The 23943-nt window shown below is 64.8% G+C and carries 22 protein-coding genes; 8 read left to right on the top strand and 14 right to left on the bottom strand.

Features of this window, described 5'->3' with window-relative positions; genetic code table 11:
• Nucleotides 1-200 precede the first annotated feature (200 nt).
• Nucleotides 201-1100 (bottom strand): LysR family transcriptional regulator, encoded by a 900-nt coding sequence (locus GPL20_RS31895; RefSeq protein ID WP_157335260.1) that lies wholly within the window; start codon nucleotides 1098-1100, stop codon nucleotides 201-203.
• Nucleotides 1101-1203: 103 nt separating this feature from the next.
• On the opposite strand from GPL20_RS31895, the gene GPL20_RS31890 reads away from it, so the two are divergent.
• Nucleotides 1204-2193 carry a zinc-dependent alcohol dehydrogenase family protein gene (locus tag GPL20_RS31890; protein ID WP_157335258.1) on the top strand — a complete coding sequence of 330 codons (990 nt, stop codon included), beginning with the start codon at nucleotides 1204-1206 and terminating at the stop codon, nucleotides 2191-2193.
• A gap of 74 nt (nucleotides 2194-2267) precedes the next feature.
• On the opposite strand, the gene GPL20_RS31885 is transcribed toward GPL20_RS31890, so the two are convergent.
• From GPL20_RS31885 to GPL20_RS31870, 4 genes are read right to left on the bottom strand one after another with little or no spacing between them, the layout of a single operon-like run.
• Nucleotides 2268-3599 (bottom strand): ABC transporter substrate-binding protein, encoded by a 1332-nt coding sequence (locus tag GPL20_RS31885; RefSeq protein WP_157335256.1) that lies wholly within the window; start codon nucleotides 3597-3599, stop codon nucleotides 2268-2270.
• 11 nt (nucleotides 3600-3610) lie between these two features.
• Nucleotides 3611-4480: a carbohydrate ABC transporter permease gene (locus GPL20_RS31880; RefSeq protein WP_157335254.1), complete on the bottom strand. Its 870-nt coding sequence runs from the start codon at nucleotides 4478-4480 to the stop codon at nucleotides 3611-3613.
• Nucleotides 4477-5427 (bottom strand): carbohydrate ABC transporter permease, encoded by a 951-nt coding sequence (locus GPL20_RS31875; RefSeq protein WP_167533304.1) that lies wholly within the window; start codon nucleotides 5425-5427, stop codon nucleotides 4477-4479. The genes GPL20_RS31880 and GPL20_RS31875 overlap by 4 nt, the downstream gene beginning before the upstream one ends.
• 1 nt (nucleotide 5428) lies before the next feature.
• Nucleotides 5429-6277: a phosphodiesterase gene (locus GPL20_RS31870; protein WP_157335248.1), complete on the bottom strand. Its 849-nt coding sequence runs from the start codon at nucleotides 6275-6277 to the stop codon at nucleotides 5429-5431.
• A gap of 317 nt (nucleotides 6278-6594) precedes the next feature.
• Between GPL20_RS31870 and GPL20_RS31865 the strand changes: the two genes are divergently transcribed.
• Nucleotides 6595-6777: a hypothetical protein gene (locus tag GPL20_RS31865; RefSeq protein ID WP_157335246.1), complete on the top strand. Its 183-nt coding sequence runs from the start codon at nucleotides 6595-6597 to the stop codon at nucleotides 6775-6777.
• Nucleotides 6778-6795: 18 nt separating this feature from the next.
• Here the strand turns inward: GPL20_RS31865 and GPL20_RS31860 are convergent, their stop codons facing one another.
• Entirely contained in the window at nucleotides 6796-8271 is a 1476-nt protein-coding gene (locus GPL20_RS31860; RefSeq protein WP_157335244.1) for a protein adenylyltransferase SelO, read from the bottom strand.
• A gap of 196 nt (nucleotides 8272-8467) precedes the next feature.
• Between GPL20_RS31860 and aspS the strand changes: the two genes are divergently transcribed.
• Nucleotides 8468-10240, top strand: a complete 1773-nt coding sequence (aspS, locus tag GPL20_RS31855) for an aspartate--tRNA ligase (RefSeq protein ID WP_157335242.1) — start codon at nucleotides 8468-8470, stop codon at nucleotides 10238-10240.
• A 185-nt stretch (nucleotides 10241-10425) separates the two neighbouring features.
• Here the strand turns inward: aspS and GPL20_RS31850 are convergent, their stop codons facing one another.
• Entirely contained in the window at nucleotides 10426-12393 is a 1968-nt protein-coding gene (locus tag GPL20_RS31850; protein WP_157335240.1) for a hypothetical protein, read from the bottom strand.
• A 247-nt stretch (nucleotides 12394-12640) separates the two neighbouring features.
• Here GPL20_RS31850 and GPL20_RS31845 point away from each other — a divergent pair, with 247 nt between their 5' ends.
• Together GPL20_RS31845 and GPL20_RS31840 are read left to right on the top strand one after the other, a co-directional pair.
• Entirely contained in the window at nucleotides 12641-14953 is a 2313-nt protein-coding gene (locus GPL20_RS31845; RefSeq protein WP_157335238.1) for an NADP-dependent malic enzyme, read from the top strand.
• Between the two features lie 525 nt (nucleotides 14954-15478).
• Complete coding sequence (locus GPL20_RS31840) at nucleotides 15479-15931, top strand: DoxX family protein (RefSeq protein ID WP_157335236.1); 453 nt, start codon at nucleotides 15479-15481, stop codon at nucleotides 15929-15931.
• Between the two features lie 112 nt (nucleotides 15932-16043).
• Here GPL20_RS31840 and GPL20_RS31835 read toward each other — a convergent pair whose 3' ends face one another.
• The 4 genes from GPL20_RS31835 to GPL20_RS31820 all read right to left on the bottom strand — a co-directional run bounded on the left by GPL20_RS31835 (nucleotide 16044) and on the right by GPL20_RS31820 (nucleotide 20118).
• Nucleotides 16044-16598: a dihydrofolate reductase family protein gene (locus GPL20_RS31835; protein WP_167533303.1), complete on the bottom strand. Its 555-nt coding sequence runs from the start codon at nucleotides 16596-16598 to the stop codon at nucleotides 16044-16046.
• Nucleotides 16599-16605: 7 nt separating this feature from the next.
• Nucleotides 16606-17631, bottom strand: a complete 1026-nt coding sequence (locus tag GPL20_RS31830; RefSeq protein WP_157335234.1) for a polysaccharide deacetylase family protein — start codon at nucleotides 17629-17631, stop codon at nucleotides 16606-16608.
• Between the two features lie 164 nt (nucleotides 17632-17795).
• Nucleotides 17796-18365 (bottom strand): glutathione peroxidase, encoded by a 570-nt coding sequence (locus GPL20_RS31825; protein ID WP_157335232.1) that lies wholly within the window; start codon nucleotides 18363-18365, stop codon nucleotides 17796-17798.
• An 88-nt stretch (nucleotides 18366-18453) separates the two neighbouring features.
• Complete coding sequence (locus GPL20_RS31820; protein ID WP_157335230.1) at nucleotides 18454-20118, bottom strand: L,D-transpeptidase; 1665 nt, start codon at nucleotides 20116-20118, stop codon at nucleotides 18454-18456.
• Nucleotides 20119-20326: 208 nt separating this feature from the next.
• On the opposite strand from GPL20_RS31820, the gene GPL20_RS31815 reads away from it, so the two are divergent.
• Nucleotides 20327-20875, top strand: coding sequence for a CreA family protein (locus GPL20_RS31815; RefSeq protein WP_157335228.1), 549 nt, complete (start codon nucleotides 20327-20329; stop codon nucleotides 20873-20875).
• A 29-nt stretch (nucleotides 20876-20904) separates the two neighbouring features.
• Here the strand turns inward: GPL20_RS31815 and GPL20_RS31810 are convergent, their stop codons facing one another.
• Nucleotides 20905-21114: a hypothetical protein gene (locus tag GPL20_RS31810; RefSeq protein WP_157335226.1), complete on the bottom strand. Its 210-nt coding sequence runs from the start codon at nucleotides 21112-21114 to the stop codon at nucleotides 20905-20907.
• 416 nt (nucleotides 21115-21530) lie between these two features.
• Between GPL20_RS31810 and GPL20_RS39055 the strand changes: the two genes are divergently transcribed.
• Together GPL20_RS39055 and GPL20_RS31805 are read left to right on the top strand one after the other, a co-directional pair.
• Nucleotides 21531-21695, top strand: a complete 165-nt coding sequence (locus tag GPL20_RS39055) for a hypothetical protein (protein WP_167533302.1) — start codon at nucleotides 21531-21533, stop codon at nucleotides 21693-21695.
• 37 nt (nucleotides 21696-21732) lie between these two features.
• Nucleotides 21733-22095 (top strand): hypothetical protein, encoded by a 363-nt coding sequence (locus GPL20_RS31805; RefSeq protein WP_157335224.1) that lies wholly within the window; start codon nucleotides 21733-21735, stop codon nucleotides 22093-22095.
• Between the two features lie 6 nt (nucleotides 22096-22101).
• On the opposite strand, the gene GPL20_RS31800 is transcribed toward GPL20_RS31805, so the two are convergent.
• Nucleotides 22102-22347 carry a DUF6719 family protein gene (locus tag GPL20_RS31800; RefSeq protein WP_157335297.1) on the bottom strand — a complete coding sequence of 82 codons (246 nt, stop codon included), beginning with the start codon at nucleotides 22345-22347 and terminating at the stop codon, nucleotides 22102-22104.
• A gap of 67 nt (nucleotides 22348-22414) precedes the next feature.
• The gene (pdxR, locus tag GPL20_RS31795; protein ID WP_157335222.1) at nucleotides 22415-23884 is read right to left on the bottom strand and encodes a MocR-like pyridoxine biosynthesis transcription factor PdxR; all 1470 of its coding nucleotides are present in this window, start codon (nucleotides 23882-23884) and stop codon (nucleotides 22415-22417) included.
• Nucleotides 23885-23943 lie beyond the last annotated feature (59 nt).

Here is a 23943-nt window from a genome sequence, read left to right as displayed (position 1 = left end):
AAGGCAGCGCCACCACGAGCACGCACATGGCAACCAGCGCCAGTCCCAGGAACTCGAAAACCAACAGATCCACGGCGAAATCCCCCGAAAGACCGTTAGACTTGTCGGGGGCGCGTTGAGGGTCTGTTAATTCTCGTGGTTACCGGCGGCAGGGCCGGGCCGGATGGTAGATGGAGAGTTAATTGGGGGCCGTCCGACTGTCACGTCATCAGCTTCGGCAGGGCGGCAGCAAGGGTATCCACGGCGGCGCGGACCTTTGGCGGCATCCGGGGCGAACGTGGCCACAATGCATGGCAGTCGTACAGGAATTCCAGACGGCCTTCGAAGAGAGGGACCAGCACGCCGGCGCGGACACGCTCGCGGACCAGCCAGAGGGGCAGCCAGGCGAGCCCCATACCATTCGCCGCGGCATCGGCGATTGCTTCTAGATCGTCGAGCCTCAGTCTGCCGGCCGGCATGACCTCACGAGGAGGCCTGCCTTCGCAGGGGAACAGCCAAGGCCGGACGCGCCCGGAGCGGCGATAGATAATGGCCTGGTGCGCCGTGAGATCATCGATCGATTTCGGCTTGCCGTGGGTGCGCAGGTAGGACCGCGCGCCACATACCACCATGCGCTGGCCGGCGATGCGCCGCGCGGTCAGGCCGGATTGGTCGTCGAGCCCCCCGGTTCGGATCGCAAGATCGTAGCCGGCCTCGACGATGTTCGCGATCGGGTCGCCGAACGAGAGGTCGAGTTCGAGACGAGGATATTTCCGCGCGAGCTTCATCAGCAAGGGGGCGATGCAGTGCCGCCCCAGCAAAGCAGGCATGGTCACACGCAGCCTGCCATGCGGCTCGGAAAGCCCGTCGGACACGACGGCGTCGGCGGCTTCGGCCTCGCTGAGCACCGCGCGGCAGCGCTCGTAATAGGCCTGACCGGCATCGGTCAGGCTCTGGCGTCGGGTCGTGCGATTGAGGAGGCGGACGCCGAGGCGCTCTTCGAGAAAGCGTACATGCTTGCCGACCATCGGCCCGGACATTTCGAAGGCGTCGGCCGCGGCTGCGAACGAGCCGAGATCGACGGCCTTGACGAACACGGCCATGCTGGTCAGGCGGTCCATGATTGAAAACTCCTGGTTTCGACTGAACGTCCAATCCAGCGATTTATCCCCTCGCGCCCGGTCGGCATAGTTCCATTCAGTTCAACTGTTTTGGAGTACGTCCATGGCCCGCGTCATTCGCTTTCATCGGCATGGTGGTCCCGAAGTGCTGCGCATCGAGGCTGTCGACGTCGCACCGCCCGCAACGGACGAGGTGCAGATCCGGGTCAGGGCGCTCGGTCTCAACCGTGCGGAAGCTCTGTTGCGGACGGGGACCTATATCGAGGCTGCGAAATTTCCGTCGGGCCTTGGTCTGGAGGCGGCCGGCATCGTCGAGGCCGTCGGGGAGGACGTGACTGGCTTCGCGCCGGGCGACAAGGTGAGCATCGTACCGCCGCTGTCGATGGTGCGGTGGCCGGCCTATGCCGAGCTCGCGAACTTTCCTGCCGAGATCGTCGTGAAGCATCCGTCCGCGCTTGGCTTCGAGGCGGCGGCTGCCGTGTGGATGCAGTATCTCACGGCCTATGGCGCGCTAGTTGACATTGCAGGACTTGGGCAAGGGGATGTCGTCGTCATCACCGCCGCATCGAGCAGTGTCGGCCTTGCTGCCATTCAGATCGCGAACCGGGTCGGTGCTGTTCCGATCGCCCTGACACGGACCTCGGCCAAGCGGCACGCCTTGCTTGATGCAGGCGCCGCTCACGTGATCGCTTCGGGTGAGGAAGACAGCCGGGCGCAGTTGGAGGCGATCGCAGGTGCGATCGGCGTGCGGGTCGTGTTCGATGCGGTCGGCGGTCCGGCGTTCGAGCCGCTGACCGCAGCCATGTCGCCGGGCGGAATTTTGATCGAGTATGGCGGGCTGAGCCCTGAGCCGACGCCGTTTCCTCTCTTCAACGTCCTTGGCAAGAGCCTGACGCTGCGCGGCTACCTCGTGCACGAGATCATCCGCGATGCCGCGCGCCTTGCGAAGGCAAAGGCGTACATTCTCGACGGTCTGTCGAACGGCACCTTGAAGCCGGTCATCGCTCGAACGTTCCGGTTCGAGGAGATCGTCGAGGCGCATCGTTTCCTGGAGTCGAACATGCAGTTCGGCAAGATCGTCGTGACGATCTGAGCAGTGTCCATAAACGACTTCGGCGCCCCGCATCGCGGAGCGCCGAAGCATGTTCGCGGGATGAACTGCCGGCCTTACGGTAGCTTCAGCGACGTCTCAGCGTTGTACGGCTTGAGCGTCTCGTCGGCGGCCTTCTGGGCGGCGGCGAGGGCCTCCTTGGGCTGCTTCTTACCGTTGAGGACCAGCATCACCTCGTCCTCGAGGTTCTTGCGCACCGGCACGGTCTTGTAGGTCGCGAACCAGGGCTTGGCGACGTCGAGCTGCTCGACGGCGGTCTTGGCGTCCGGGTTCTTGTTCAGGAACTCGACCATGTCGGGCGTCTTGTAAGCGGCCATGTTGGGCGCGAAATAGCCGGTCGCACGGCTCCACCAGCCGCTCTTCTCGGGCGAGGTCATCCACTTGATCAGCGTCCAGGCGGCCTTCTGCTTGTCGGCCTCGAGCCCTGCCGGGATGATCAGCGAGGCGCCGCCGATCGGCACCGCATTGCGGACGTTGCGCGGGATGAAGGCGACCTTGTAGTTGAACTTGGCGTTGTCGCGCACATAGGTCAGCGAACCCGTCGACAGCATGATCATCGCGGCATTGCCGGAGATGAAGGAGGTGCTCACGGCCGGACCGGGCGTTGCGCCGGGCGGATGCACCTTGTGCTTGGCGACGAGGTCGTTCCACCAGGTGAGCGCGCCGAGCATCGAGGGCGTGTCGTAATAGACCTCGCCGCCGAACTCCTCGTTGTAGTAGCGCCCGCCATTGGACATGGTGAGCGTTTCCATCATCCAGCCGCAATAGTCGTAGGCGCAGGGGATCGAAATGCCCCAGCGGGTGACCTTGTCGCCTTCGCGCTTGGTGAGCTTCTTGGCCCAGTCGGTGAGCTCGGCCCAGGTCTGCGGCGGCTTGTTCGGATCAAGGCCGGCTTCCTTGGCCTGGTCGGCGTTGATGTAGAGCAGTGGCGTCGAGTTGTGGAACGGCACGCCGTAGACCGAGCGATTGATCACCGCGTTGCCCTGCAACGCGGGGAAGAACTGACCCAGGAACTGGTCCTTGGTGGTGCCGTCGGCGGCGATCAGGCTATCGAGATTGGTGAGCTCGTTCTCGATCTGCATGTCGAGCAGGAAGTTCGCCGACATGATCACCGCGGACGGCGGCTTGCCGGCTTTGATCGCGGCGCGTGTCTTGATCAGCGTGTCGTCGTAGGAGCCGGTGTAGACCGCGGTCGCCTTGATGTTCGGATGACCCTCGTTGAACTCCTTGATCATGGTGCCCATGTCGCGGGCGAGCTTGCCGTCGACGGGGACCGGGAAGAACAGGTCGATCTCGGTCGGACCGTCGGCCATCGCCGGGAAGGCGAGGGCGCCTGCCAATGTGCCTGCCATGGCAAGGCCAAGCACGAGCCTGCGGGAAAACAGCATCGAAAAATCTCCTATTTGATGCCTGAGGTGACGAAAGAACTGATGAAGCGCTTCTGGAAGATCAGGAAGGTGATGAGCAGCGGCGCGATCACCATCAGCGTGCCGGCGGCGATGGTGCCCCAGGCCTGCGTACCTTCGGCCGTCTTGGTGAAGACGGACAACCCGACCGTGAGCGGCCGCTTGTCCGGCGAATTGATCACCATCAGCGGCCACAGGAAGTCGTTCCAGTGGCTGGTCACGGAGATGATGGCGAAGGCCGAGAAGCTCGGCATCGATAGCGGCACGTAGATGTGGCGGATGCGCTGGAACAGGCCGGCACCGTCAATGAGCGCGGCATCCTCCAGCTCGGTCGGAATGGCCTCGAACGCCTGGCGCATCAGGAAGGTGCCGAAGGCCGAGGCGAAGAACGGCATCATCACGCCGGTGAGCGTATCGTAGAGGCCGAGCTGCGCGATCAGGCTCAAATTCGGTACGATCAGCAGCACCGGCACCAGCATCAGCTGCATCAGGAACAGGTAGAAGATCAGCGTCTTGCCGGCGAAGGCGAGGCGCGCGAAGGCAAAGCCCGCAAGCGTGATCGTGACGAACTGCACCAGGAGGATGCCGGTGCAGATGATGGTGGTGTTGAGGGTGTAGCGCGGGAAGTCGCCGATCTCCCAGGCATCCCTGATGTTGTCGAGCGTCGGCTTCAGGCTCGGCATCAGCTCGGCCATGAGGTTGATGCCGTCGGACGCCGGCCGCAGGGTCGCCACGCCCATCCAGAGGAACGGGATGAGCCAGACCAGCGCGAGCAGCACGGTCAGTACGAAGCCGAGCTTCGGCGTGATCTCGCGGCGCGTGGCGAGCGGAGCATCCTTGAACAGGCGGTCGATCAACGTCATGGCCCGCCCTCGCGATTTGCCAGCGTGCGGAACGAAAGCGCGGTAAGGCCCATCAACGCGGCCAGCGTCAGCAGCGTCGCCGCCGAGGCCTTGCCGACGTCGTAATGCTCGACGGCCTGCTGGTAGATGTAGAACAGCACGAGATTGGTCGAATTGGACGGGCCGCCCTGGGTCAGGACGAAGACGTGGTCGACCTGGGTCACCGCATTGAGCGTCGCGATCACGGTGACGAACAAGAAGGTGGGCTTGAGCTCCGGCAGGATGATGTAGCGCAGGCGCTGGAACGGTCCGGCGCCATCGAGATGCGCCGCTTCCATGACGTCCTCGGGCACGGCCTGAAGGCCGGCGAGGAAGAACAGCATGTAATAGCCGGCGTTCTTCCAGATGGTGATGACCATGATCGCGGTGAGCGCGATATCGGGATCGCCGAGCCAGTTCGGCAGCACCGGAAGCATCCGGCCGATGTAATAGTCGAGCAGGCCGACGTTGGGCAGGAAGATGAACAGGAACAGTGCGGAGGCCGCCACCATCGGGATCAGCACCGGCAGGAATAGCGCGGCGCGCAGCGCGCTGGTCACGGCATTGGTGCGCGAAAGCGCCAGCGCGAACAGCAGCGCGAGGCCGATGCTCGGGATCGCGGTGCCGACGGCATAGATGAGATTGTTGACGACCGCGCCGGTGAAGGCGGGGTCGGCAAGCACGGCGCTGACGTTGTCCAGCCCGACGAAGCGGACGGGCGCCTTGGGCGTGGCGCGCTGGTAGAGTGCGTCGACGAAGACGCGGCCCATCGCGCCATAGGTGAACAGCGCGAGGAAGGCCAGCGAGGGAAGCAGCAGCAGATAGGCAGGCAGCGAGACTTTGAAGCTGCTGGTGAAGCGCTTCAGGACGTGCAGACGCGGTGCCGCCGATGCCGCGACCGGGAGAGCCGCGGGTTCAGCGAGGCTCATCTCACCGCGCCGCGAAATTGAGCGCATAGTCGCGGCCGTCGATTCCCGCGGGCGGGTCGAACGGGAAGCGCAGACTGGTGTCGAGGAAGTCGTGGCTGTGCACGACCAGGTTCTCCTGGTCGATCAGCACCACGCCGTAGGCCGGCGGCTCGTGGCTGGCGAGGTGCGGCGCGTTGCGATCGAGTTCGAACCAGACCTGATGGTTGGTGCCGCGCAGCGTCGAGAACGGGATTTTTCCGTAGCTGCCGAAGATCGGCCGGTGCACATGACCGAAGAAGAGGTGGCGGATGCGCGAACGGTAGGGCGCGATGACCTCGGCGAATTCGGCGCTCTGCGCCAGCGCGATCTCGTCCATGGCGTGGACGCCGACCGGGAACGGCGGGTGGTGCATGAACACGACGAACGGCATGTCGGCGGGCGCAGCCGCGAGCGTCTTCGCAAGCCAGTCGAAGCGCTTGGCGCACATCTCGCCGGCATGGCTGGTCTCGTCCAGCGTGTCGAGGAAGATGAACAGGCCATGCTCGGTGGTGCGCGTTCCCTGCACGAAGCCGTTGGGGTCGCGCGGCGCGGCCTTCAGGCCGTCGAGGCAGGCGACGCGGCGGTCGTGATTGCCGACCATGGCGATGTACGGCATCTTCAGCGCGGCCATGGCGTCCGCGAAATTGGCGTAGGACTCGGGCTCGCCCCAATGGGTGAGGTCGCCGGTCACGACCGCAAACGCCGCGTCGGACTGCTGCTTGTTGATGTCGGCGATCGCAGCATCCAGCCGGGCGCGCGGATCGAGGCCATAGAGCTTCAGCCCGGGGTTCGCGAGATGCGTATCGGTGAGGTGGATGAACTTGAAGGGCATGGCGCGCTTTGTCGGGACTGTGGGAGGATGGGCGGCCTCCGGCAAGACGGCCCTGCCAGCCGGTTAGAGCGCGTGTGTTTCAGTTTGATGACAGCGGTTCCGGCCGGCGGCGACGGTGTGGATATGCTCCGGAGGGACTGACCAGACCCGCGCCGCGGTCGGATGACCTGCTACGATTGAGGCGCGTGGCGCGGTCTACCTTGCCGCGAAGATGCGGCTATGGCTTGTTCGGGCTGCTCATCGAATTTGCGTCACGAGATCGTTGAATGGTGACGCCGGGTATTCTCCGCAAGCTGGGATGGCTTGCTGTCCTTCTGATGTCTGTCGCTCTCTTGCATTTCGAGCTCCGCCCCGTCGCACCCGGCAACACGAGGACGGACAAGGCCTGGACCGAGCGGTACGCCAAAGTGCCCGACGTGGAATGGTCACGCTACGAGCCCGTCGATCCGCAGAAGTTCGATACGGCCTCGTTCGGCGGGGTCAGGAAGGCGACGAAATAGGCACGAGCGGGACGCGCCTCACGTCCCGCAGAACGTCTGCAACACCCGCTGGTCCGGCAGCGGGGGATCGGCGTAGGCGGCGTAGTCCGGCTGCTCCTCGTATGGCTTCGCCAGCACCTTCACCAGTTCCTCGAACGGCGCGTAGTCGTCATTGTTCACCGCGGCCTGGATCACCGCCTCGACGCGGTGGTTGCGCGGGATGAACATCGGGTTGACGGCGTGCATGGTGGCCTGCCGCTCGGTGGCGCTCTGCGGCTCCAGGGCAATACGTTCGCGCCAGCGCTTGGCCCATTCATCAAATGATGCGGGGTCCAGGAACTGGGCGCGCGCGTCGCCCGCAGCCGGATCGACGGCGGCGTCACCGAGCTTGCGGAAGGTGAGGGTGAAGTCGGCCTGGTTCTTGGCCATGGCGTCGAGCAGGTCCTGGATCAGCGCTTCGTCGCCGTCGCGCTCCGTGAACAGGCCGACCTTCCTGCGCAGGCCCGCCTGATAGGCGTTGCTGAACGTCTCGGCGAAGGCGCCGAGAATGTCCTGGGCTTCCGCAACCGCCTTCTCCTGCTCGTCGGAGAACAGCGGCAGCAGGCATTCGGCGAGTCGGGTCAGATTCCACAAGCCGATGCGCGGCTGGTTGGCATAGGCATAGCGGCCCATCTCGTCGATCGACGAGAACACCTGCGCGGGATCGTAGGAATCCATGAAGGCGCAGGGGCCGTAGTCGATGGTCTCGCCGGAGATCGACGTGTTGTCGGTGTTCATCACGCCGTGGATGAAGCCAACCAAGAGCCAGCGCGCGACCAGCTCGGCCTGACGCGCGACGATTGCGGCGAGAAGGGCGTGATAGGGCCGCTCGGCGTGGAGCAGGTCAGGGTAATGGCGCGTGATGACGTGGTCGGCGAGCCGGCGGATCGCGTCGGTGTCGCGGCGGACGGCGAAGAACTGGAAGGTGCCGACACGGATATGGCTCGCGGCGACGCGCGTCAGCACCGCGCCGGGCAGCGCGGTCTCGCGGATGACGTGCTCGCCGGTGACGACGGCGGCCAGCGAGCGCGTGGTTGGAATGCCGAGCGCATGCATGGCTTCGCTGACGACGTATTCTCTAAGCACCGGCCCGAGCGCGGCGCGGCCGTCGCCGCGGCGGGAGAACGGCGTGGGCCCAGAGCCCTTGAGCTGGATATCGCGGCGGACGCCGTCCTTGTCGATGACCTCGCCGAGCAGGATGGCGCGGCCGTCACCGAGCTGGGGCACGAAATGCCCGAACTGGTGGCCGGCATAGGCCATGGCGATGGGATCGGCTCCGGCGGGAACCGTCTTGCCGGCCAGGATTTCCGCGCCTTCCGGGGTCTCCAGGAGGTCCGGATCGAGCCCGAGTTGGACCGCCAGCGGCCGGTTGAGCTTGATCAGCCGGGGCGCCGCGACCGGGGTCGGCGCGACGCGGGCAAAGAAGCTGTCCGGCAGCGCCGAATAGGAGTTCTGGAAGGGGAAATGGACCGTCATGGCCTCAAGATAGGGCTGGAACGCCTGATGGCAAAGGCTTGAGCCCTGAAAGGGCAAAAATGGGCACTTCCAGCCCAAAACACGGCGTTCCCTTGGTTGCCGCCTTGGGTCTCGTCGGGTAAACCCTGCCGCAACTTCGGACCGGCCGTTACAGGCCGTCCGATTCGCTTCCTCCGACATTGATTTTGGGACGACCATGCATCGCTACCGGTCACATACATGCGGCGCGCTCCGCGAGAGCAACATCGGCGAGACGGTCCGCCTGTCAGGCTGGGTCCATCGCGTTCGCGACCATGGCGGCGTGCTGTTCATCGACCTGCGCGACCATTACGGCCTGACCCAGTGCGTGGTCGACCCGGACTCGCCGGCATTCTCGCTGGCCGAGAAGCTGCGCTCGGAATTCGTGGTGCGGATGGACGGCAAGGCCCGCCGCCGCCCTGAAGGCACCGATAATGACGATCTGCCGACCGGCAGGATCGAGATCTATGTCAGCGAGATCGAGGTGCTGGGACCGGCGGGCGACCTGCCGCTGCCGGTGTTCGGTGACCAGGAATATCCCGAAGACATCCGCCTGAAGTACCGCTTCCTCGACCTGCGCCGCGAGAAGCTGCACCAGAACATCATGACGCGCGTCGAAATCATCAAGTCGATGCGTCGGCGCATGGAGGGGCAGGGCTTCTTCGAGTTCAACACCCCGATCCTGACCGCGTCCTCGCCGGAAGGCGCGCGCGACTTCCTCGTGCCCTCGCGCATCCATCCCGGCAAGTTCTACGCGCTGCCGCAGGCGCCGCAGCAGTACAAGCAGCTCTTGATGATGTCGGGCTTCGACCGCTACTTCCAGATCGCGCCCTGCTTCCGCGACGAGGACCCGCGCGCCGACCGTCTGCCGGGCGAGTTCTACCAGCTCGACGTCGAGATGAGCTTCGTCACGCAGGAAGACGTCTTCGCGGCGATGGAGCCCGTGATCACCGGCGTGTTCGAGGAGTTCGCCAAGGGCAAACCGGTGAGCAAGAACTGGCGCCGCATTCCGTTCGCCGAGGCGCTGCGCAAATACGGCAGCGACAAGCCGGACCTGCGCAACCCCATCGAGATGCAGGACGTCTCGGAGCACTTCCGCGGCTCCGGCTTCAAGGTCTTTGCGCGTATGCTCGAAGACTCCAAGAACCAGGTCTGGGCGATCCCGGCGACGGGCGGAGGCTCCCGCGCGTTCTGCGACCGCATGAATTCGTGGGCGCAGGGCGAAGGCCAGCCCGGCCTCGGCTACATCATGTGGCGCGAGGGCGGCGAAGGCGCCGGTCCCCTCGCGAACAACATCGGACCTGAGCGCACCGCCGCAATCCGCGCGCAGCTCGGCGTCAAGGAAGGCGATGCCGCCTTCTTCGTCGCCGGCGATCCCGACAAGTTCTGGAAGTTCTCCGGCCTTGCCCGCAACAAGGTCGGCGAGGAATTGAACCTCACCGACAAGGAGCGGTTCGAGCTCGCCTGGATCGTCGACTTCCCGATGTACGAGTACAACGAGGACGACAAGAAGGTCGACTTCTCGCACAACCCGTTCTCGATGCCGCAGGGCGGACTCGATGCGCTGAAGGGCCAGGACCCGCTGACCATCAAGGCGTTCCAGTACGACATCACCTGCAACGGCTACGAGATCGCTTCGGGCGGTATCCGCAACCACGTGCCGGAAGCGATGGTGAAGGCGTTCGAGATCGCCGGCTATGGCGAGCAGGAAGTGGTCGACCGCTTCGGCGGCATGTACCGTGCCTTCCAGTACGGCGCCCCGCCGCATGGTGGCATGGCGGCCGGTGTCGACCGCATCGTGATGCTGCTGTGTGGCACCACGAATTTGCGCGAGATCTCGCTGTTCCCGATGAACCAGCAGGCCATGGACCTGCTGATGGGCGCACCGTCGGAAGCAACGACAAAACAGCTCCGCGAGTTGCATGTGCGGGTGAACCTGCCGCAGAAGTGACGCGTCTTCGCCTCTCCCCGCCTGCGGGGAGAGGTGACGCTCCACGAGTTCATCCCCTCAACGCAGGCGAAGCTCCACCCACATTGCGAGCGCAGCGAAGCAATCGAGAGTCCCTCCGCGGAAAGATTCTGGATTGCTTCGCTGCGCTCGCAATGACGCGGAGACGAGCTTCGCCCTTCTGTCTCTTACAGCCCTGTCGACGCCTCGATCCTGAACTGCGCCAGCGCGACGATCGGCTCGCTGTTCAGGGTATCCATGAGCTGAACCACCGGCACCTTGCCGAGCGGGGTCAGCTTGATGGTGAGCGTTTGTCCTGATGTCGCGACGAAGCCGGCGAGCGCATCGACCGCCGCCCTGGCATCGAGATTGGCGGCCGTGATCTTTTCGCCCTGCGCCCGGATCATCTCGACGATGGCGCTGCGCGCCGCGTCGCGGCTGACATTCTGCATGCGCGAATACTGCGCCACGATGAGATCGACGACGCCGCTGTCGCGCATGGAGAATTCGATCGCGCCGGCCTCGATCTGCCCGGCCTGGCTCATGGCCTGTACCGGATCGGCCGTGAACACGCCGCGCGGCACGTTGGCGAGTGCGAGGCGGGCCTGTGCCTTGGCGAGATTGCCGAGATCGATGGTGGCGGGTGTGAACGCGAAGGCGCCGGACGATTCTGTCCAGGCTGCACCGAGATCGAGGTCGATCGCGAGCTTGTCGACGCCCGCCAGGATCAGCGGTCGCTGCATCGGATTGGCGGGATCGGTGGGGGTGACCATCTTCACCACCAGATTGGCCTTGCTCGGGATCGACCCAACCAGCTGGCCCCAGTTCAGGCTGATCGTGTCGATAATGACGAGCTGGCGCGTGGTCTTGTACGGCGAGACCACGCCCTTGATCTCGGCGCCTTCAAGCACTCGGAACAGGCCTAGCATCTGATCGGGCGAGGGCGCCTGCCCGGGGGTGGCGAGGCCTGCGGCCCAGCGCATCAGGTTCGCCACACTGAAAGACTTCAGCGCGAACCGCTCCATCTTGAACTGCCCTTGCGGGGCCGGCGTATCGACGCCTTCGACCGCGAATTCGCCCTCGCGGTACTTGACGGCGTTGATCCTGGCGGTCCCTTGCGGGGTGACCAACGAGGTCTTTCCGACCTCGATCCTGCCGATGCGGATCCCTTCATAGAACCCGGCCAGCTTCTCCATCATCTCACGTGATTGCGCTGGCGCCGGGACCGAGCGGTCCGCCGGCATGAGCGCCAGAATCTCGGCCAGCCGGAACTTCGACGGCTGGATTGCGATGTCCTCGAAGCTGACGCCATCAATGTCCATCCGCACGCCCTGGGCCGATTTGAGCATGTAGGGGCCGGCCGAGATTTGCCGGTAGATGCGGTGATAGCTGTCGTCATTGGTCTTCTGCGGATCGAGGGCGGCGACAATCGTGGTCGCGTCGAAATCGTTGACGATGACGTTGGAAAGCTCGCCCGTCAGCTTGTCCTGCTTGCCTGGCTGCGGCACGTCGATGGTGAAGACGGCGCGATCTGCCTTCATCGCGTCGACCTTGCCGTGCTTGAGATTCTGGATTGCCAGCCCGGAATAGACAACCTCGCCGCTGCCGGCGGCGCTGCCGCTGGCATCGAAGCTCACGGTCAGCGTCGGCGCCGTGAGCGAGGATGCCGTGACACTTGCATACTGAGCGAGCACGTAGCGGTACATGTCGATCAGCGAGCCACCCGCCGGCACCTTCTCGGCGTGAATGGGACCGGCGTAGTCGCGCACGGTCAGTTGCGGGACCTTGTAGGAGCCCTTCAGCTTCGCGGGGCCGAGCTGGTCGACCGCGACCTCGAAACCGGTGATGTCGATGCTGTCGGCCGAAAACCTCGCATCGTCGATCAGGCGAACGCCCGTGCCCTTGATGCCGGCGATCTTGATCTGCGCCTGCGGCTGGTTGCCGGGCTCGACCATGATGTCCTCGATCGTCAGGGTCCGGGTCATGACGTCGAACCCGACTTTGCCGTGGCTCGCCTTGCCGCCTTGCTTGCGGATCTGCTCGAACGCCGCCTCGACCTCGGCGGTGGCGCGATGCTTTGCGTAGAGGTTGAAGCCGAACCATGCGCCCGCGCCGAGCACGGCGAGTGCGATCAGGCCGATCAGGATTCGCTTCATTCCGTTGCTCCAGTTGCTCGTTTTGCACCGCGCAACCTGCCATATTCGCGAAACGCCGTGCGGTCCAGGGAAAGCTATGGTTTTCAATTATTTGACCGCGCGCCCTGTTGATGGGGTCGCAATCGGATGTTGCCACCGAGGCGCCCGGCGTGCTTCATCCCGTTTCCATGGCCCGGAAATACCGTCCGCTTGGGCGGCCGCTCCGGGTCGGGCATTTTGAGGCCGGTAACGCGAGGCGAAACACCGCATGTCGTCCTATTCTGATGATCTCCACCAGGCGGCGCTGGCCTATCACCGTCTGCCGCGCCCCGGAAAGCTCGAGATCCAGGCGAGCAAGCCGCTTGCCAACCAGCGCGATCTTGCGCTGGCCTATTCTCCGGGCGTTGCCGCTGCCTGCACCGAGATCGCCAAGAACCCCGCCGAGGCCGCCTCGCTCACCACCCGCGCCAACCTGGTCGCCGTGGTCTCGAACGGCACGGCCGTGCTCGGCCTCGGCAATATCGGCCCGCTGGCCTCCAAGCCGGTGATGGAGGGCAAGGCGGTCCTGTTCAAGAAGTTCGCCGGCATCGACGTGTTCGACATCGAGATCGCTGCCGACACGATCGACCGCGTGGTCGAAACCGTGGCGGCGCTCGAGCCGACCTTCGGCGGCATCAATCTGGAAGACATCCGTGGACCGGAATGCTTCGAGATCGAGACCCGGCTGAAGGAGCGCATGAAGATTCCGGTCTTTCATGACGACCAGCACGGCACCGCCATCATCGTCGCCGCCGCCATCACCAACGGCCTCCGGCTGAACGGCAAGAAGCTGTCCGACGTCAAGATCGTCGCTTCGGGAGCAGGGGCCGCCGCGATCGCGACGCTGAATTTGCTGGTCTCGATGGGCGCGCAGCGCAAGAACATCTGGGTCTGCGACATCGACGGCCTCGTGCATGAAGGCCGCAATACCTCGATGGACCGCTGGAAGGCGGTCTATGCGCAGAAGACCGACAAGCGCACGCTCGCCGACGTCATCGGCGGCGCCGACATCTTCATCGGTCTCTCGGCGCCCGGCGTGCTCAAGCCGGAGATGGCGAAGGCGATGGGCGACAAGCCCCTGATCATGGCGCTCGCGAACCCGACGCCCGAGATAATGCCGGAAGAGGCGCGGAAGGTGCGCCCCGACGCGATGATCTGCACCGGCCGTTCCGACTATCCCAACCAGGTCAACAACGTCCTCTGCTTTCCCTTCATCTTCCGCGGCGCGCTCGACGTCGGCGCCAGCGCCATCAACGAGGAGATGAAGCACGCCGCCGTCGAGGCCATCGCGCAGCTCGCGCGCGAGGCGCCGTCGGATGCGGTCGCGCAGGGCAGCCTCGACACTGGTGAGGCGGGTGGCTTCGGGCCCGGTTCGCTGATCCCGAGTCCCTTTGATCCTCGGTTGATTCTCCGCATCGCGCCGGCCGTGGCGAAGGCCGCGATGGAGTCCGGCGTGGCGACGCGCCCGATCACCAATTTCGACGAATACACCGCGCTGCTCGAGCGCTTCGCCTTCCGCTCCGGCCTCGTCATGAAGCCGATGTTCGCCAAGGCCAAGACCCAGCCGGTGCGGGTCATCTACGCCGAAGGCGAGGACGAGCGCGTGCTGCGCGCCACGCAGGTGGTGCTGGAAGAGAAGCTGGCGACGCCGATCCTGGTCGGCCGTCCCTCGGTGGTTGAGACGCGCATCAAGCGCTTCGGTCTCTCGATCCGGGCCGGCAAGGATTTCGATCTCGTCAATCCCGAGGACGATCCGCGCTACCGTTCCTACGTGCAGTCCTATGTCGAGGTCGCCGGCCGCCGCGGCGTGACCCCGGATGCGGCGCGCACGGTGGTGCGCACCAACAACACGGTGATCGCCGCGCTCGCGGTGACGCGCGGGGAGGCCGACGCCATGCTCTGCGGTGTCGAGGGCCGTTACATGAGCCATCTGCGCCATGTCCGCGAGATTGTCGGCTTCTCGCCGGGCATCAGCGACTACGCCGCGCTGGCGCTGCTGATCACGAGCAAGGGCGCCTTCTTCATCGCGGACACCCAGGTGCGCCCGAACCCGAGCGCGGAAGAGCTCGCGGAGATCGCCTCGCTCGCGGCGGTCCATGTGCAGCGCTTCAACATCAAGCCGAAGATCGCCTTCGTCTCGCATTCGGATTTCGGCAGCTACGATACCGAATCCTCGCGCAAGATGCGGCGCGCGACCCAGCTCCTGAAGGAGAAGCATCCGGAGCTCGAGGCCGACGGCGAGATGCAGGGCGACACCGCGCTTTCGGCGGCTGCCCGCCGCATGGTGCTGCCGCACTCCAAGCTCGAGGGCGAGGCCAACATCATGATCATGCCGAGCCTCGATACCGCCAACGTGGCCTATCAGATGATCAAGTCGCTGGCGGACGCTCTGCCCGTCGGCCCGATCCTGATCGGTCCGGCGCGCCCGGCGCACATCCTGACGCCGTCGGTGACGGCGCGTGGCATCCTGAATATGACCGCGGTCGCCGTGGTGGAAGCACAGGAGCGTGCGGCGCGGCAGCAGCCGACGTTGTTTACGTAAGGATCGGTTCTCCGCCTCTCCCCGTTTGCGGTAGGGCAATCGCATATGGCGAAAAACGTGGCGAATAGCTCGCCCGCGGCCATCCTTCGAGACGCCCGCCTGCGGCGGGCCCTCAGGATGAGGATGGAGTGCGCGGCGGCAGTTTCCACAGGCAAAGATGCCGCTTAGCCTCATCCTGAGGAGACCGCAAAACGGTCGTCTCGAAGGACGAGGCGCTCGCTCAGGTCCCGCCCAAAAGTCATTTGCGATAGCCCTGCCGTTTGCGGCGAGGGGCCGGAATTCAAGCGCAGCTTGAATTCCGGGTGAGGGGGAGCCTCCGCGAGTCCAGCTGTCACCGTGACCGCGGAAGCAGTCCCTCGTCCCAACCCTCTCCCCGTAAGAACGGGGCGAGGGAGCACAGCGCCCGAGCCTTGGTCGTTTAATCTTTTCAAAAGAGTTTCGTCATTTCCCCGTTTGAAAACCTCAAGCGGACTCTTCATAATCCCTTACGCGTCCCGTGCTTAGCGCTTTGCCAAGAGGCCGATCATGCCAGCGTTCGTGACTTTCGGGCGGATTCTGTTCGCCGTGCTGTTCATCTACACGGGCGCGACCAAGCTTTTCGCCATCCAGACGACGGCGGATTTCATCGCGACCAAGGTCGTGGTGCCCGACATGATTGAGCCCTACGCCAAGCAGGTCGAGACCGCGACCGCGATGACCACGCCGCAGCTGCTGGCGATCGCCGTTGGCGCGCTCGAGGTTGTCGCCGGACTGATGATCGCGCTGAATTTCGGCGCACGTTTCTTCGCGATGCTGTTGATCATCTACGTTGCGGTCGCAACCGTGCTGTTCTACGACTTCTGGAACCAGGTGCCGCCAGACAATGCCAAGATGCTGGTCGACGCGCTGAAGAACCTGTCGATCATCGGCGCGCTGTTCATGATCATGGGCTACGGCCGCGCCACGCGTTCGGCCGAGACGGCTTACGGGGACGTGTAGCACTCGTGGCTTGTAGGGTGGGTTGGCCGTAGGCGAAGCCACCACGGTGTCTCCCAGCGGACGCAAAAGAGGTGGATTACGCCCGCGGGACTGCGCTTCGCGCAGCCGCGGACTAATTCACCCGACGCCACGGCGTGACAGTAACGTCATGCGCCGCGTCGAGCAGGTACGGCGCGCCCGGCTTCATCCCGTGCAACGCAAGCACCTCATGGGGCGTCCGATCCGGCACGCCGACAAAACAGCCTTCACCGCCGGGCAGACGCAGATGCGGGGCTTCCGAGAGCCAGAACGTGTCGTAGCGGTCCATGAACATGTTGAACACGACGGGGCCGCCGATGATCGCGACCGTGCCGGAGGTGACGTCGGCGAAGGCGCAGGCCTCTTCGAAGCTCGCGTGATCCGGGTTCCACAACGTGGCGTTCGGCAGCTCCGGATCAACGGTGAGGGCCTTGATCTTGCGGGTCAGGATCAGCCGCTTGCGCTTGGGCGAATTCGGCTGCTGCTCGTGCGAGCGCCGGCCGTGCACGATCAGCGCGGCGCGATCGAGCGCCTGCTCGAAGAACAGCTTGTCGCCTTCGAACTTCAGAGTGTCCGGCATCACATGCGTCGCGTCGGCGAGCATGCCGTCCGCGGAGACGATGACGTAGCCTTCGAACCGGAAAGACAATTGCCTTCTATTCGGAAACGGTCGTGACCACGGAATTGACCGGGCGCTGGCTCACCGTCGGCAGCTTGGCGTCCTTGAGCAGCTCCTGGTCGTATTCGGGCAGCGTCGAGGCCGGGAATTTTGCGCGCATCGCCACCACCTTGTAGCCGCCGGCCTTCAGGCGCTTGAGCAGCTCGGGCAGGGCTTCCGCAGTATGCTTCTGGAAGTCGTGCATCAGGATGATGCCCTTGCCCTTGGCGTCGAGCTTCTTCATCACGGTCTCGACCACCTTCTCGGGCTTGGAGGCCTTGAAGTCGAAGGAGTCGATATCGCAGGAGAAGATCGCCGTGTTGCGATTGCCGAGATAGGTGACCATCTCTGGCGGATGCTGGAGCGCCGGGAAGCGGAAGAACGGCGAGGGCGAGATGCCGCCGAGCGCCCACTTCACCGCGGAAAGTCCCTTCTCGATCTCTTCCTTGCGCTGCGCTTCCGTGAGCTTCTTGTTGTTGAGATTGGCGTGCGACCAGGTGTGGGTCCCCACGGTGTGGCCGGCCGCGTAGACCTGCTTGAGGATCTCCGGCTCGTAGGTCGCGTGCTTGCCGATGGAGAAGAAGATGCCGGTGGTGCACTCGTCGGCGAGCGCCTTCAGCACCGCGGGCGTGTTCTTCGGCCAGGGGCCGTCGTCGAAGGTCAGCACCACCTCGTGGTCGCGCAGGAAATCGAGCTCCTTGAAATGCTCGAAGCCGAAGCCCGGACCGCCCGTGGTGTCGATCTCCACGGTGCGGGCGACTCCCAGCGCGCCCTGAGTGTTGCAGGCTGCGCGCGCCGGCTGCGGCGCCTGTTTGGGCGGCGGCGGATTGACGAAGCCCGCGGGCGCGGCGGCCGTTGCAGGAGCGGCCGCCGGTGCTGCCGCGGGCGTTGAAGCGGCCGGTGTCGCCGCCGGTGCGGCTTGCGTGGCAGCTGCGGGCTTGGCGGCTGGGGTCTGCGACCATGCCGCGCCCGTCATGCCGAAAGACATCGCGCTTGCCAAAATCAGTCCTGCCGCCACACGCATGGTGTTGTCCTCGAGATTGATCCCGTTGTTCCGCCGCGGCTTTTCGCCTCCGGCAAAACCCATCCTGCCCCAAACAATCTTAGCCTAGATGGTGGGCCCTCGCCATTGCAACGGCTGTTTGATGCCTCGCCACAATTGTGCCCAACCGGATGAGGCGCGCGGCGTCAACTGTCGGCCAGCGCCTTCGCGATTGCGGTCTTGATCCGTGTGTCGGTCGGTTCGATCGCAGATGGAAAAACCTCGGCGATATAGCCGTCGCGGCCAATCAGGTATTTGTGGAAGTTCCACTTCGGAACCTCCCGCGGCCGCGCCTCGGCGGCCCATTTGTAGAATGGATGCGCCTTCGCGCCGACCACGCCGACCTTGGCCGTGACCGGGAAGGTAACGCCGTATTGGTGGTGCGCGGTCTCCGAGATTTCGCGCGTACCGCCCGGCTCCTGTCCGCCGAAATCATTGGAGGGCACGCCGATCACTGTGAACCCGCGTTCGCGAAACTCGCTCCAGATCTCTTGCAGCCCCGCATATTGCGGAGTGTAGCCGCAGAGCGAAGCGGTGTTGACCACCAGCAGTGGTTTGCCGGTGAACGCGGCAAGGCGGATATCGTCGCCCGACAAGGCAGGGAAGGAGAAGGCGTAGGCCGAAATCCGGCTCATGGCCGCATCGGCGAATGCGCGCGTTGCCGGGGCGAGCGTGCCGGCGAGCGTCGCGATGAGCATCATCCTGCGATTCATCATGACGGCGTCCCCCGAAATGATCCGAGGGCATGTTACTCTGCCGGCGAAAACGGCCTCGTCAACACCGCGTTATCGGGAGCGGGGAAGCCTAGTAGAGGCGGACGATGAAATCGGTGCCTTCGCCGGTCTCGCCCTGGTTGATGCCCTGGTCGGAGATGATGATCGAGCTGCCGGTGGTCAGCATCTCGTTGATCTTCGCCATCGTGTCGGCGGGGATCGAGACGCGGTCGAGCGCCTCAGCCGGGCTATTGGGCGTGATCACAGGCTTTGCGGCGACGGGGATCACCGCGGCGCCACGCTGGCGGCGGGTCACGCGGCCGTCGTCCTCGCGCGCCGCGGCGCGGGCGGAGACGGGCAGCGACACCACCGACCAATGCAGCGCATTGGCGTCGGTCTTGTCGACCTCGGCTGTGAACACATGGGTTCCGAGCGGACGATCGCTCGCGGCGATGGTGATGGGCACGTCGAACAGCGGCGCGAAGTTCTGCCGGACGTAGAGCTTGGAGTCCTTCCGGCTGATGAAGATGGCGATCTGGCCGGCCCGCTTGGGCGCTTCCGGTTTTGCGGCGGGCGCGGGATCGGCAACGCGGGTCTCGTCCTTCTTCGCATCGGGTGAGGCGGCGACTGCTGGAGGCGTGAACGGTGCATCCGGCTTCTTCGCGGAGTCGGCGGCCTCGATCTTGGCAGGTCCAATCTTGGCAGGTCCGATCTTGCCGGCAGGCTTGTCAGCGGTGGCCGTGGAAGCTGCCGTAGAAGCCTTGGGCGCTTCCGTGGCCTCAATGGGCTTCGCTTCAGCACTCGCCGGCTTGGCCGCGTCGGACGCCTCGGCGGTCCTGGTCTCGGCGGTCCGGGTCTCGGACTTGGCGGGCGCTTCAATCTTGTCGGCTGATGCCGCGGCCTCTTCGCGGACCGGTGCATTGCCGGTCGTCACATCGGACATCACGGTATGGCCGACCGACGAGCGAAGGTCGAGCACGGTGTCTGCGCTGGCGGTCCTGGTTTCGACCGGCTTGGCTTCAGCGCTCTTGGTTTGCGCCGCGCCCTTGTCGGCCTTGTCTGCGACATTGGTGTGCGGTTCGAGGCTGGCCGCAGGCTGCGGCGGCACGCGCACGGAGGCGAGCAGGGGATGCGAGAAGCTGTGCGGCGTCATCTCGCCGGGCGCGACGATGACGCGCGCGCCCATCCTGGTCCAATTCCACATCTTCACCGCGAACGCCATCGGCATGCGGATGCAGCCATGGGACGCCGGATAGCCTGGCAGCACGCCGGCATGCATGGCGACGCCGGACCAGGTGATCCGCTGCATGTACGGCATCGGCGCGCCGCTATAGATGTTGGAATGGTGGAACTTGTGCTTCTGGATGACGCTGAAGACGCCCATCGGCGTCGAATGGCCCTTCATGCCGGTCGAGACCGGGGATTCCGCGAACACGCCGTTGGTGTCGTAAATGGTGACCTTCTGCCGGTCGATCGATACGACGATCACCAGCGGCCCTTGCGGCTTCGTGCCGGCTTCCTTCTCGGTGACGACTTGTTTCTTGCCGGCGGTGCCGCGCTTCTGCGGCTTCTGGCGCGGAATTTCGGGATACCGGTCCGGCCGGGCGTAGTAGGACCCGTCGGAATAATCCGTCCAGTAGTAGAACGCTGCGTCCGCTTGGCTGGTCGTGCCGATCGCACCTGCCGCCGTCAAAATGGCGACCTGCCACAGACGCGCCGGCTTGGCAGAAAAACCGGACCCGTTCACGCTATTCATCCTCGAATCCACAATCCAATCAGACGTTAGTCTCGCAGAGGGGATACGCGTTCACCAGCACGGCGGTTCTGCCATCAGCGACTTTTGTCCAACACGTAACAAAAAAGCCTCACGGAGCGGTAAACGGCGGCTGCGCCCCGGGCGTCCGTCGTCTTCCTGACCGGCGGCCTCATGCCTACATTGCGGGGACTTCTTACCGGAGAACTTCATGTCATCTCGTTTCCCCGGTCTTTCCCGCATCCGCTTGAAAGACCTCGTTTTATTCCTCCTGGCTCTGACCATGCCAATGGCGTCCGCCTCTGCCGCCGATGAGCCGGATCTGATCTTCCGCCGCTCGACCGTGTTCAAGTGGATGAGCCCGAACGACAAGCTCGCGACCTATGGCCTCGATGATCCCGAGGTCGAGGGCGTGGCCTGTCATTTCACGGTGCCGGAGAAGGGCGGATTCAAGGGCTGGCTGGGACTTGCGGAAGAGGTCTCGGACATCTCGCTCGCCTGCCGGCAGGTGGGGCCGATCAAGTTCAAGAACAAGATGGAGCAGGGCGACGATATGTTCCGCCGGCGCCGCTCACTGTTCTTCAAGAAGATGCAGATCGTGCGCGGCTGCGACGCCAAGCGCAACGTGCTGGTCTACATGGTCTATTCGGACAAGCTGATCGAGGGTTCGCCGAAGAACTCGACCTCGACCGTGCCGATCATGCCGTGGGGACCGGCTGACGCCAACGTCGAGAAGTGCGGCGACTTCTTCACTCAGTGACGCCTGCGTTCACTCAGTGACGCCTCCGTTCATGTAGTGACGACCGCGCGGCAGCCGCGCGGTTTGGCGAGATGTGAGCCGGTCAGCCGCACGAATGCCTGCGGCGCGGCCTCGTAGCCGCGGCTCGATTGCAGCGCCATTTCGCCGGGCGACGTGGCGGGGCTGCGAATTTGTCGTTGATCGGAGCGGTCCGTGCATTGGTCCGCGTCGCGCATCGTTGCGCGATCTTGCGCCATCATGGTGGCCATCCCTCACGTGAATGCGTCCGGTGATCCGGACGTCTGGGTTTCGATGGCTTGGGTCGCAGCCGAAGCGCCCCCGGTTCGGCAAGTCCCAGCCCTCGTTTCGGCCTCTCTTCAGCAGAAAAACGTAAAATGCATGTGAAGCGTGCAAGGCGCACAGGTGACGGCGCCTGCATGCAGCGTGCTCGCGAGTTCCCGCTCGGCCTGCCGGGTCACTCTGAGCGCCGGGAGGACCTTACTGAAAAGATTGAGATTTTCCGCCGAATGTTTCGTCGCCTCGGACGGGACGAAACAATTCTCACGGAAATGAAACCATTTTCGGCCTTTGGCGCATCACGCGCGAAACCGCCCATGGTTATCAGCTTGGCAACGACGACGGCTCACCGCCGGCTACGGAATTCGGAGACAGGTCCATGCGCGCGCTCAGCTTCATCCTCGCTTTCGGCTTCGTGCTCGTCGGTTCCTCGTTCGCGGGCTCGCCGGACGGCAATCTCCCCGGTGTCGGCACGTTCCAGTACAGCGGCTCGCCGGTCACGACCGCGGTGGCGCAGCCAATCATGGTCGCGGCGCGCTTCTGATCGCCCGCGAGAAAAAAATCAGCCGATAAAGGCCATCATGCTTGTTCGCCTCTGCGCCGCAGCGTGCATTTCCCTTCTGACGATCAGTTCCGCGCAGGCGCAGGTGCGTACGCCCTCGAGGCTACCGGATCCACGCAGCGAATTCGTGCGTCAGTGTGCGCCGCACATGCTCGGGCGCTGGGAGCATCCGGAGGAAGTCTGCGGCTGCCTGCATGACCATGCTGCCGCCGTCGTCGAGGACCGCGATTTGCGTGAGGCGCTGCTGCGCGGCATCAGCGAGACCGGCGTGCCGACGATCGAGACCGATTGGGTGCCGACCTCCAAGCAGGGCGAGATCGGTCCGACCTTCACCAAGATCGCCAAGCCGACCCTGCAGTGCATGTTCGATCCGGCAAAATAGTTCTCATCACCTGGATTTCGGACCGTAGCGCGGCACGCAGGCGCTCGTCCGCGAGACTCCCTTGTCGGTCATCTTCGCGCCGCGCACTTCCTTGACCTGCCCGGCAGGGCAGGTCCCATCATCGACGAGCACGCGCTGGCCGAGCTTGAGGTCGCCGATGTCCTGTTCACGTCCGACCGTGCCCGCATGCGCCGTCGCGGCGAGGGCGATGGAGATCACGAGCGAGAGGCTGGCTGCACGGCAGAGAAGCATGATGAGAGGTTCCGTCATCGATGCTGCAATGTAGGGACCGGCCGGCGATTCTCATAGTGAAGCTTCGTCACGCCCGTCGCGCCGGTTTGCCGCTCGCCCGCAGGGCTGTCCGCGATTCCCGCGCCAGCCGTTCGGCTGAGGCCACGAGTTGTGGAACTGCGTGGCCCGAGAATCCCAGCACGAAACCGGGCAGGGGCTGCGCCCGCGAATAGGTGTCGGCGAGCAGCCAGCCTTCCGCGCCGGCTGCCTGTTTTGCAACTGCGGCCACCGACAGATCGATCGATGGATCGAACCGGGCGACAAGGTGCAGCCCTTGCGAGGGCACCGGCACGGACAGCGCGCCGCCGGACGCCGTCTCCAGCGTCTCGGCCAGCGCATCGCGCGCCTCGCGATAGAGTTTCCGCACGCGCTTGAGATTTGCGGCGAATGCGCCGGAGTTGAGCATGTCGGCCACCGCGCCTTCCATCAGCGTGCCGGGAAAGCGGTCGAGTGCAGCGCGTGCGGCCGTCACGTCCGAGATCAGGCGTTCGGGCAGGGCGCAATAGCCGATGCGCAGGCCTGGAAACAAGGTCTTGGCGAACGTGCCCATGTAGATCACGCGCTGGAGATGATCGATGCCGGCGAGCGCCTTCAGCGGCGCGCCGTCATAGCGAAACTCGCTGTCGTAGTCGTCCTCCAGCACGAAGGCGCCGGCCTGCTTCGCCCAGTCGAGCAGCTCGAGCCGCCGCGGCATCGACATCTGCACGCCCAGCGGAAACTGATGCGATGGCGTCACATAGGCCGCGCGCGCCGACGGCGCGGTGGCGCGTCCGCGCGCGACGCGCAGTCCCTGCTCGTCGACGGGAACGTGCACGGCGCGATTGCCGCAATGCGTGATGGTTTTTCGCGCGGCGGGGTAACCGGGGTCCTCGCACCACACCTGGTCGTTGGGTTTGAGGATCGCGCTCAGCACGATGCGCAGCGCGTGCAGCGTGCCGGACGTCAGCATGATCTGATCAGGGTCGCAGCGCAGCCCCCGCGCCGACAACAGATGATCGGCGATCGCCGCGCGCAGCTCGCGGCTGCCGCGGGGATCGCCATAGTGCAGATGCTCGGACCCGAACGCGCGCATGCGCCGGCCGACGAAGGCGCGAAAGTGCTGCACGGCGCGCGCGTCGATATGGGTGCAGCCGAGCGAGAATGCGCCCTGCCGCGGCGCTTCGACCACGGCCTTCTGCTTGTTCGGACCGGCCGCCCGCGCCGGGATGCGCGCCGCGACGAAGGTGCCGGAGCCGACCGTCGCCTCGGCAAAGCCATCGGCGATCAGACGCTCATAGGCCGTGACGACCGCGTTGCGGCGAAAACCCGTCTGTTTGGCCAAGCTGCGCGAGGGCGGCAACGGCTCGCCGGGCTTAACCAGCCCGGAGACGATCATCTCGCACAGGGCCTGGTACAGCCGGTGCGCGGCGGAGGCGCCCGTCGTGATGTGCGGGCCGGTGAGGTCGAGCGGGAGCTCGGCCTTGGCCGGCGAGGGAGAATTGGTCGGAATTTTTCGCATGGAATTGGCACTATCGCAGACCAAATCCGCAGCTACAACTGGTCCGGAAGTCTTCCAAT

It is taken from the genome of Bradyrhizobium cajani, from assembly GCF_009759665.1.
GTDB classification, from domain to species: Bacteria; Pseudomonadota; Alphaproteobacteria; order Rhizobiales; family Xanthobacteraceae; genus Bradyrhizobium; species Bradyrhizobium cajani.
This window is presented reverse-complemented; position numbering and strand designations above follow the sequence as displayed.

Coding starts and splice junctions, on each gene's coding strand:
- GPL20_RS31850 (WP_157335240.1), bottom strand. CDS start 12,393: ATGAAGCGAATCCTGATCGGCCTGATCGCACTCGCCGTGCTCGGCGCG.
- GPL20_RS31880 (WP_157335254.1), bottom strand. CDS start 4,480: ATGACGTTGATCGACCGCCTGTTCAAGGATGCTCCGCTCGCCACGCGC.
- aspS (WP_157335242.1), top strand. CDS start 8,468: ATGCATCGCTACCGGTCACATACATGCGGCGCGCTCCGCGAGAGCAAC.
- GPL20_RS31810 (WP_157335226.1), bottom strand. CDS start 21,114: ATGATGGCGCAAGATCGCGCAACGATGCGCGACGCGGACCAATGCACG.
- GPL20_RS31805 (WP_157335224.1), top strand. CDS start 21,733: ATGCTTGTTCGCCTCTGCGCCGCAGCGTGCATTTCCCTTCTGACGATC.
- GPL20_RS31860 (WP_157335244.1), bottom strand. CDS start 8,271: ATGACGGTCCATTTCCCCTTCCAGAACTCCTATTCGGCGCTGCCGGAC.
- GPL20_RS31865 (WP_157335246.1), top strand. CDS start 6,595: ATGTCTGTCGCTCTCTTGCATTTCGAGCTCCGCCCCGTCGCACCCGGC.
- GPL20_RS31875 (WP_167533304.1), bottom strand. CDS start 5,427: ATGAGCCTCGCTGAACCCGCGGCTCTCCCGGTCGCGGCATCGGCGGCA.
- GPL20_RS31825 (WP_157335232.1), bottom strand. CDS start 18,365: ATGATGAATCGCAGGATGATGCTCATCGCGACGCTCGCCGGCACGCTC.
- pdxR (WP_157335222.1), bottom strand. CDS start 23,884: ATGCGAAAAATTCCGACCAATTCTCCCTCGCCGGCCAAGGCCGAGCTC.
- GPL20_RS31840 (WP_157335236.1), top strand. CDS start 15,479: ATGCCAGCGTTCGTGACTTTCGGGCGGATTCTGTTCGCCGTGCTGTTC.
- GPL20_RS31895 (WP_157335260.1), bottom strand. CDS start 1,100: ATGGACCGCCTGACCAGCATGGCCGTGTTCGTCAAGGCCGTCGATCTC.
- GPL20_RS39055 (WP_167533302.1), top strand. CDS start 21,531: ATGCGCGCGCTCAGCTTCATCCTCGCTTTCGGCTTCGTGCTCGTCGGT.
- GPL20_RS31890 (WP_157335258.1), top strand. CDS start 1,204: ATGGCCCGCGTCATTCGCTTTCATCGGCATGGTGGTCCCGAAGTGCTG.
- GPL20_RS31845 (WP_157335238.1), top strand. CDS start 12,641: ATGTCGTCCTATTCTGATGATCTCCACCAGGCGGCGCTGGCCTATCAC.
- GPL20_RS31820 (WP_157335230.1), bottom strand. CDS start 20,118: ATGAATAGCGTGAACGGGTCCGGTTTTTCTGCCAAGCCGGCGCGTCTG.
- GPL20_RS31885 (WP_157335256.1), bottom strand. CDS start 3,599: ATGCTGTTTTCCCGCAGGCTCGTGCTTGGCCTTGCCATGGCAGGCACA.
- GPL20_RS31830 (WP_157335234.1), bottom strand. CDS start 17,631: ATGCGTGTGGCGGCAGGACTGATTTTGGCAAGCGCGATGTCTTTCGGC.
- GPL20_RS31870 (WP_157335248.1), bottom strand. CDS start 6,277: ATGCCCTTCAAGTTCATCCACCTCACCGATACGCATCTCGCGAACCCC.
- GPL20_RS31800 (WP_157335297.1), bottom strand. CDS start 22,347: ATGCTTCTCTGCCGTGCAGCCAGCCTCTCGCTCGTGATCTCCATCGCC.
- GPL20_RS31815 (WP_157335228.1), top strand. CDS start 20,327: ATGTCATCTCGTTTCCCCGGTCTTTCCCGCATCCGCTTGAAAGACCTC.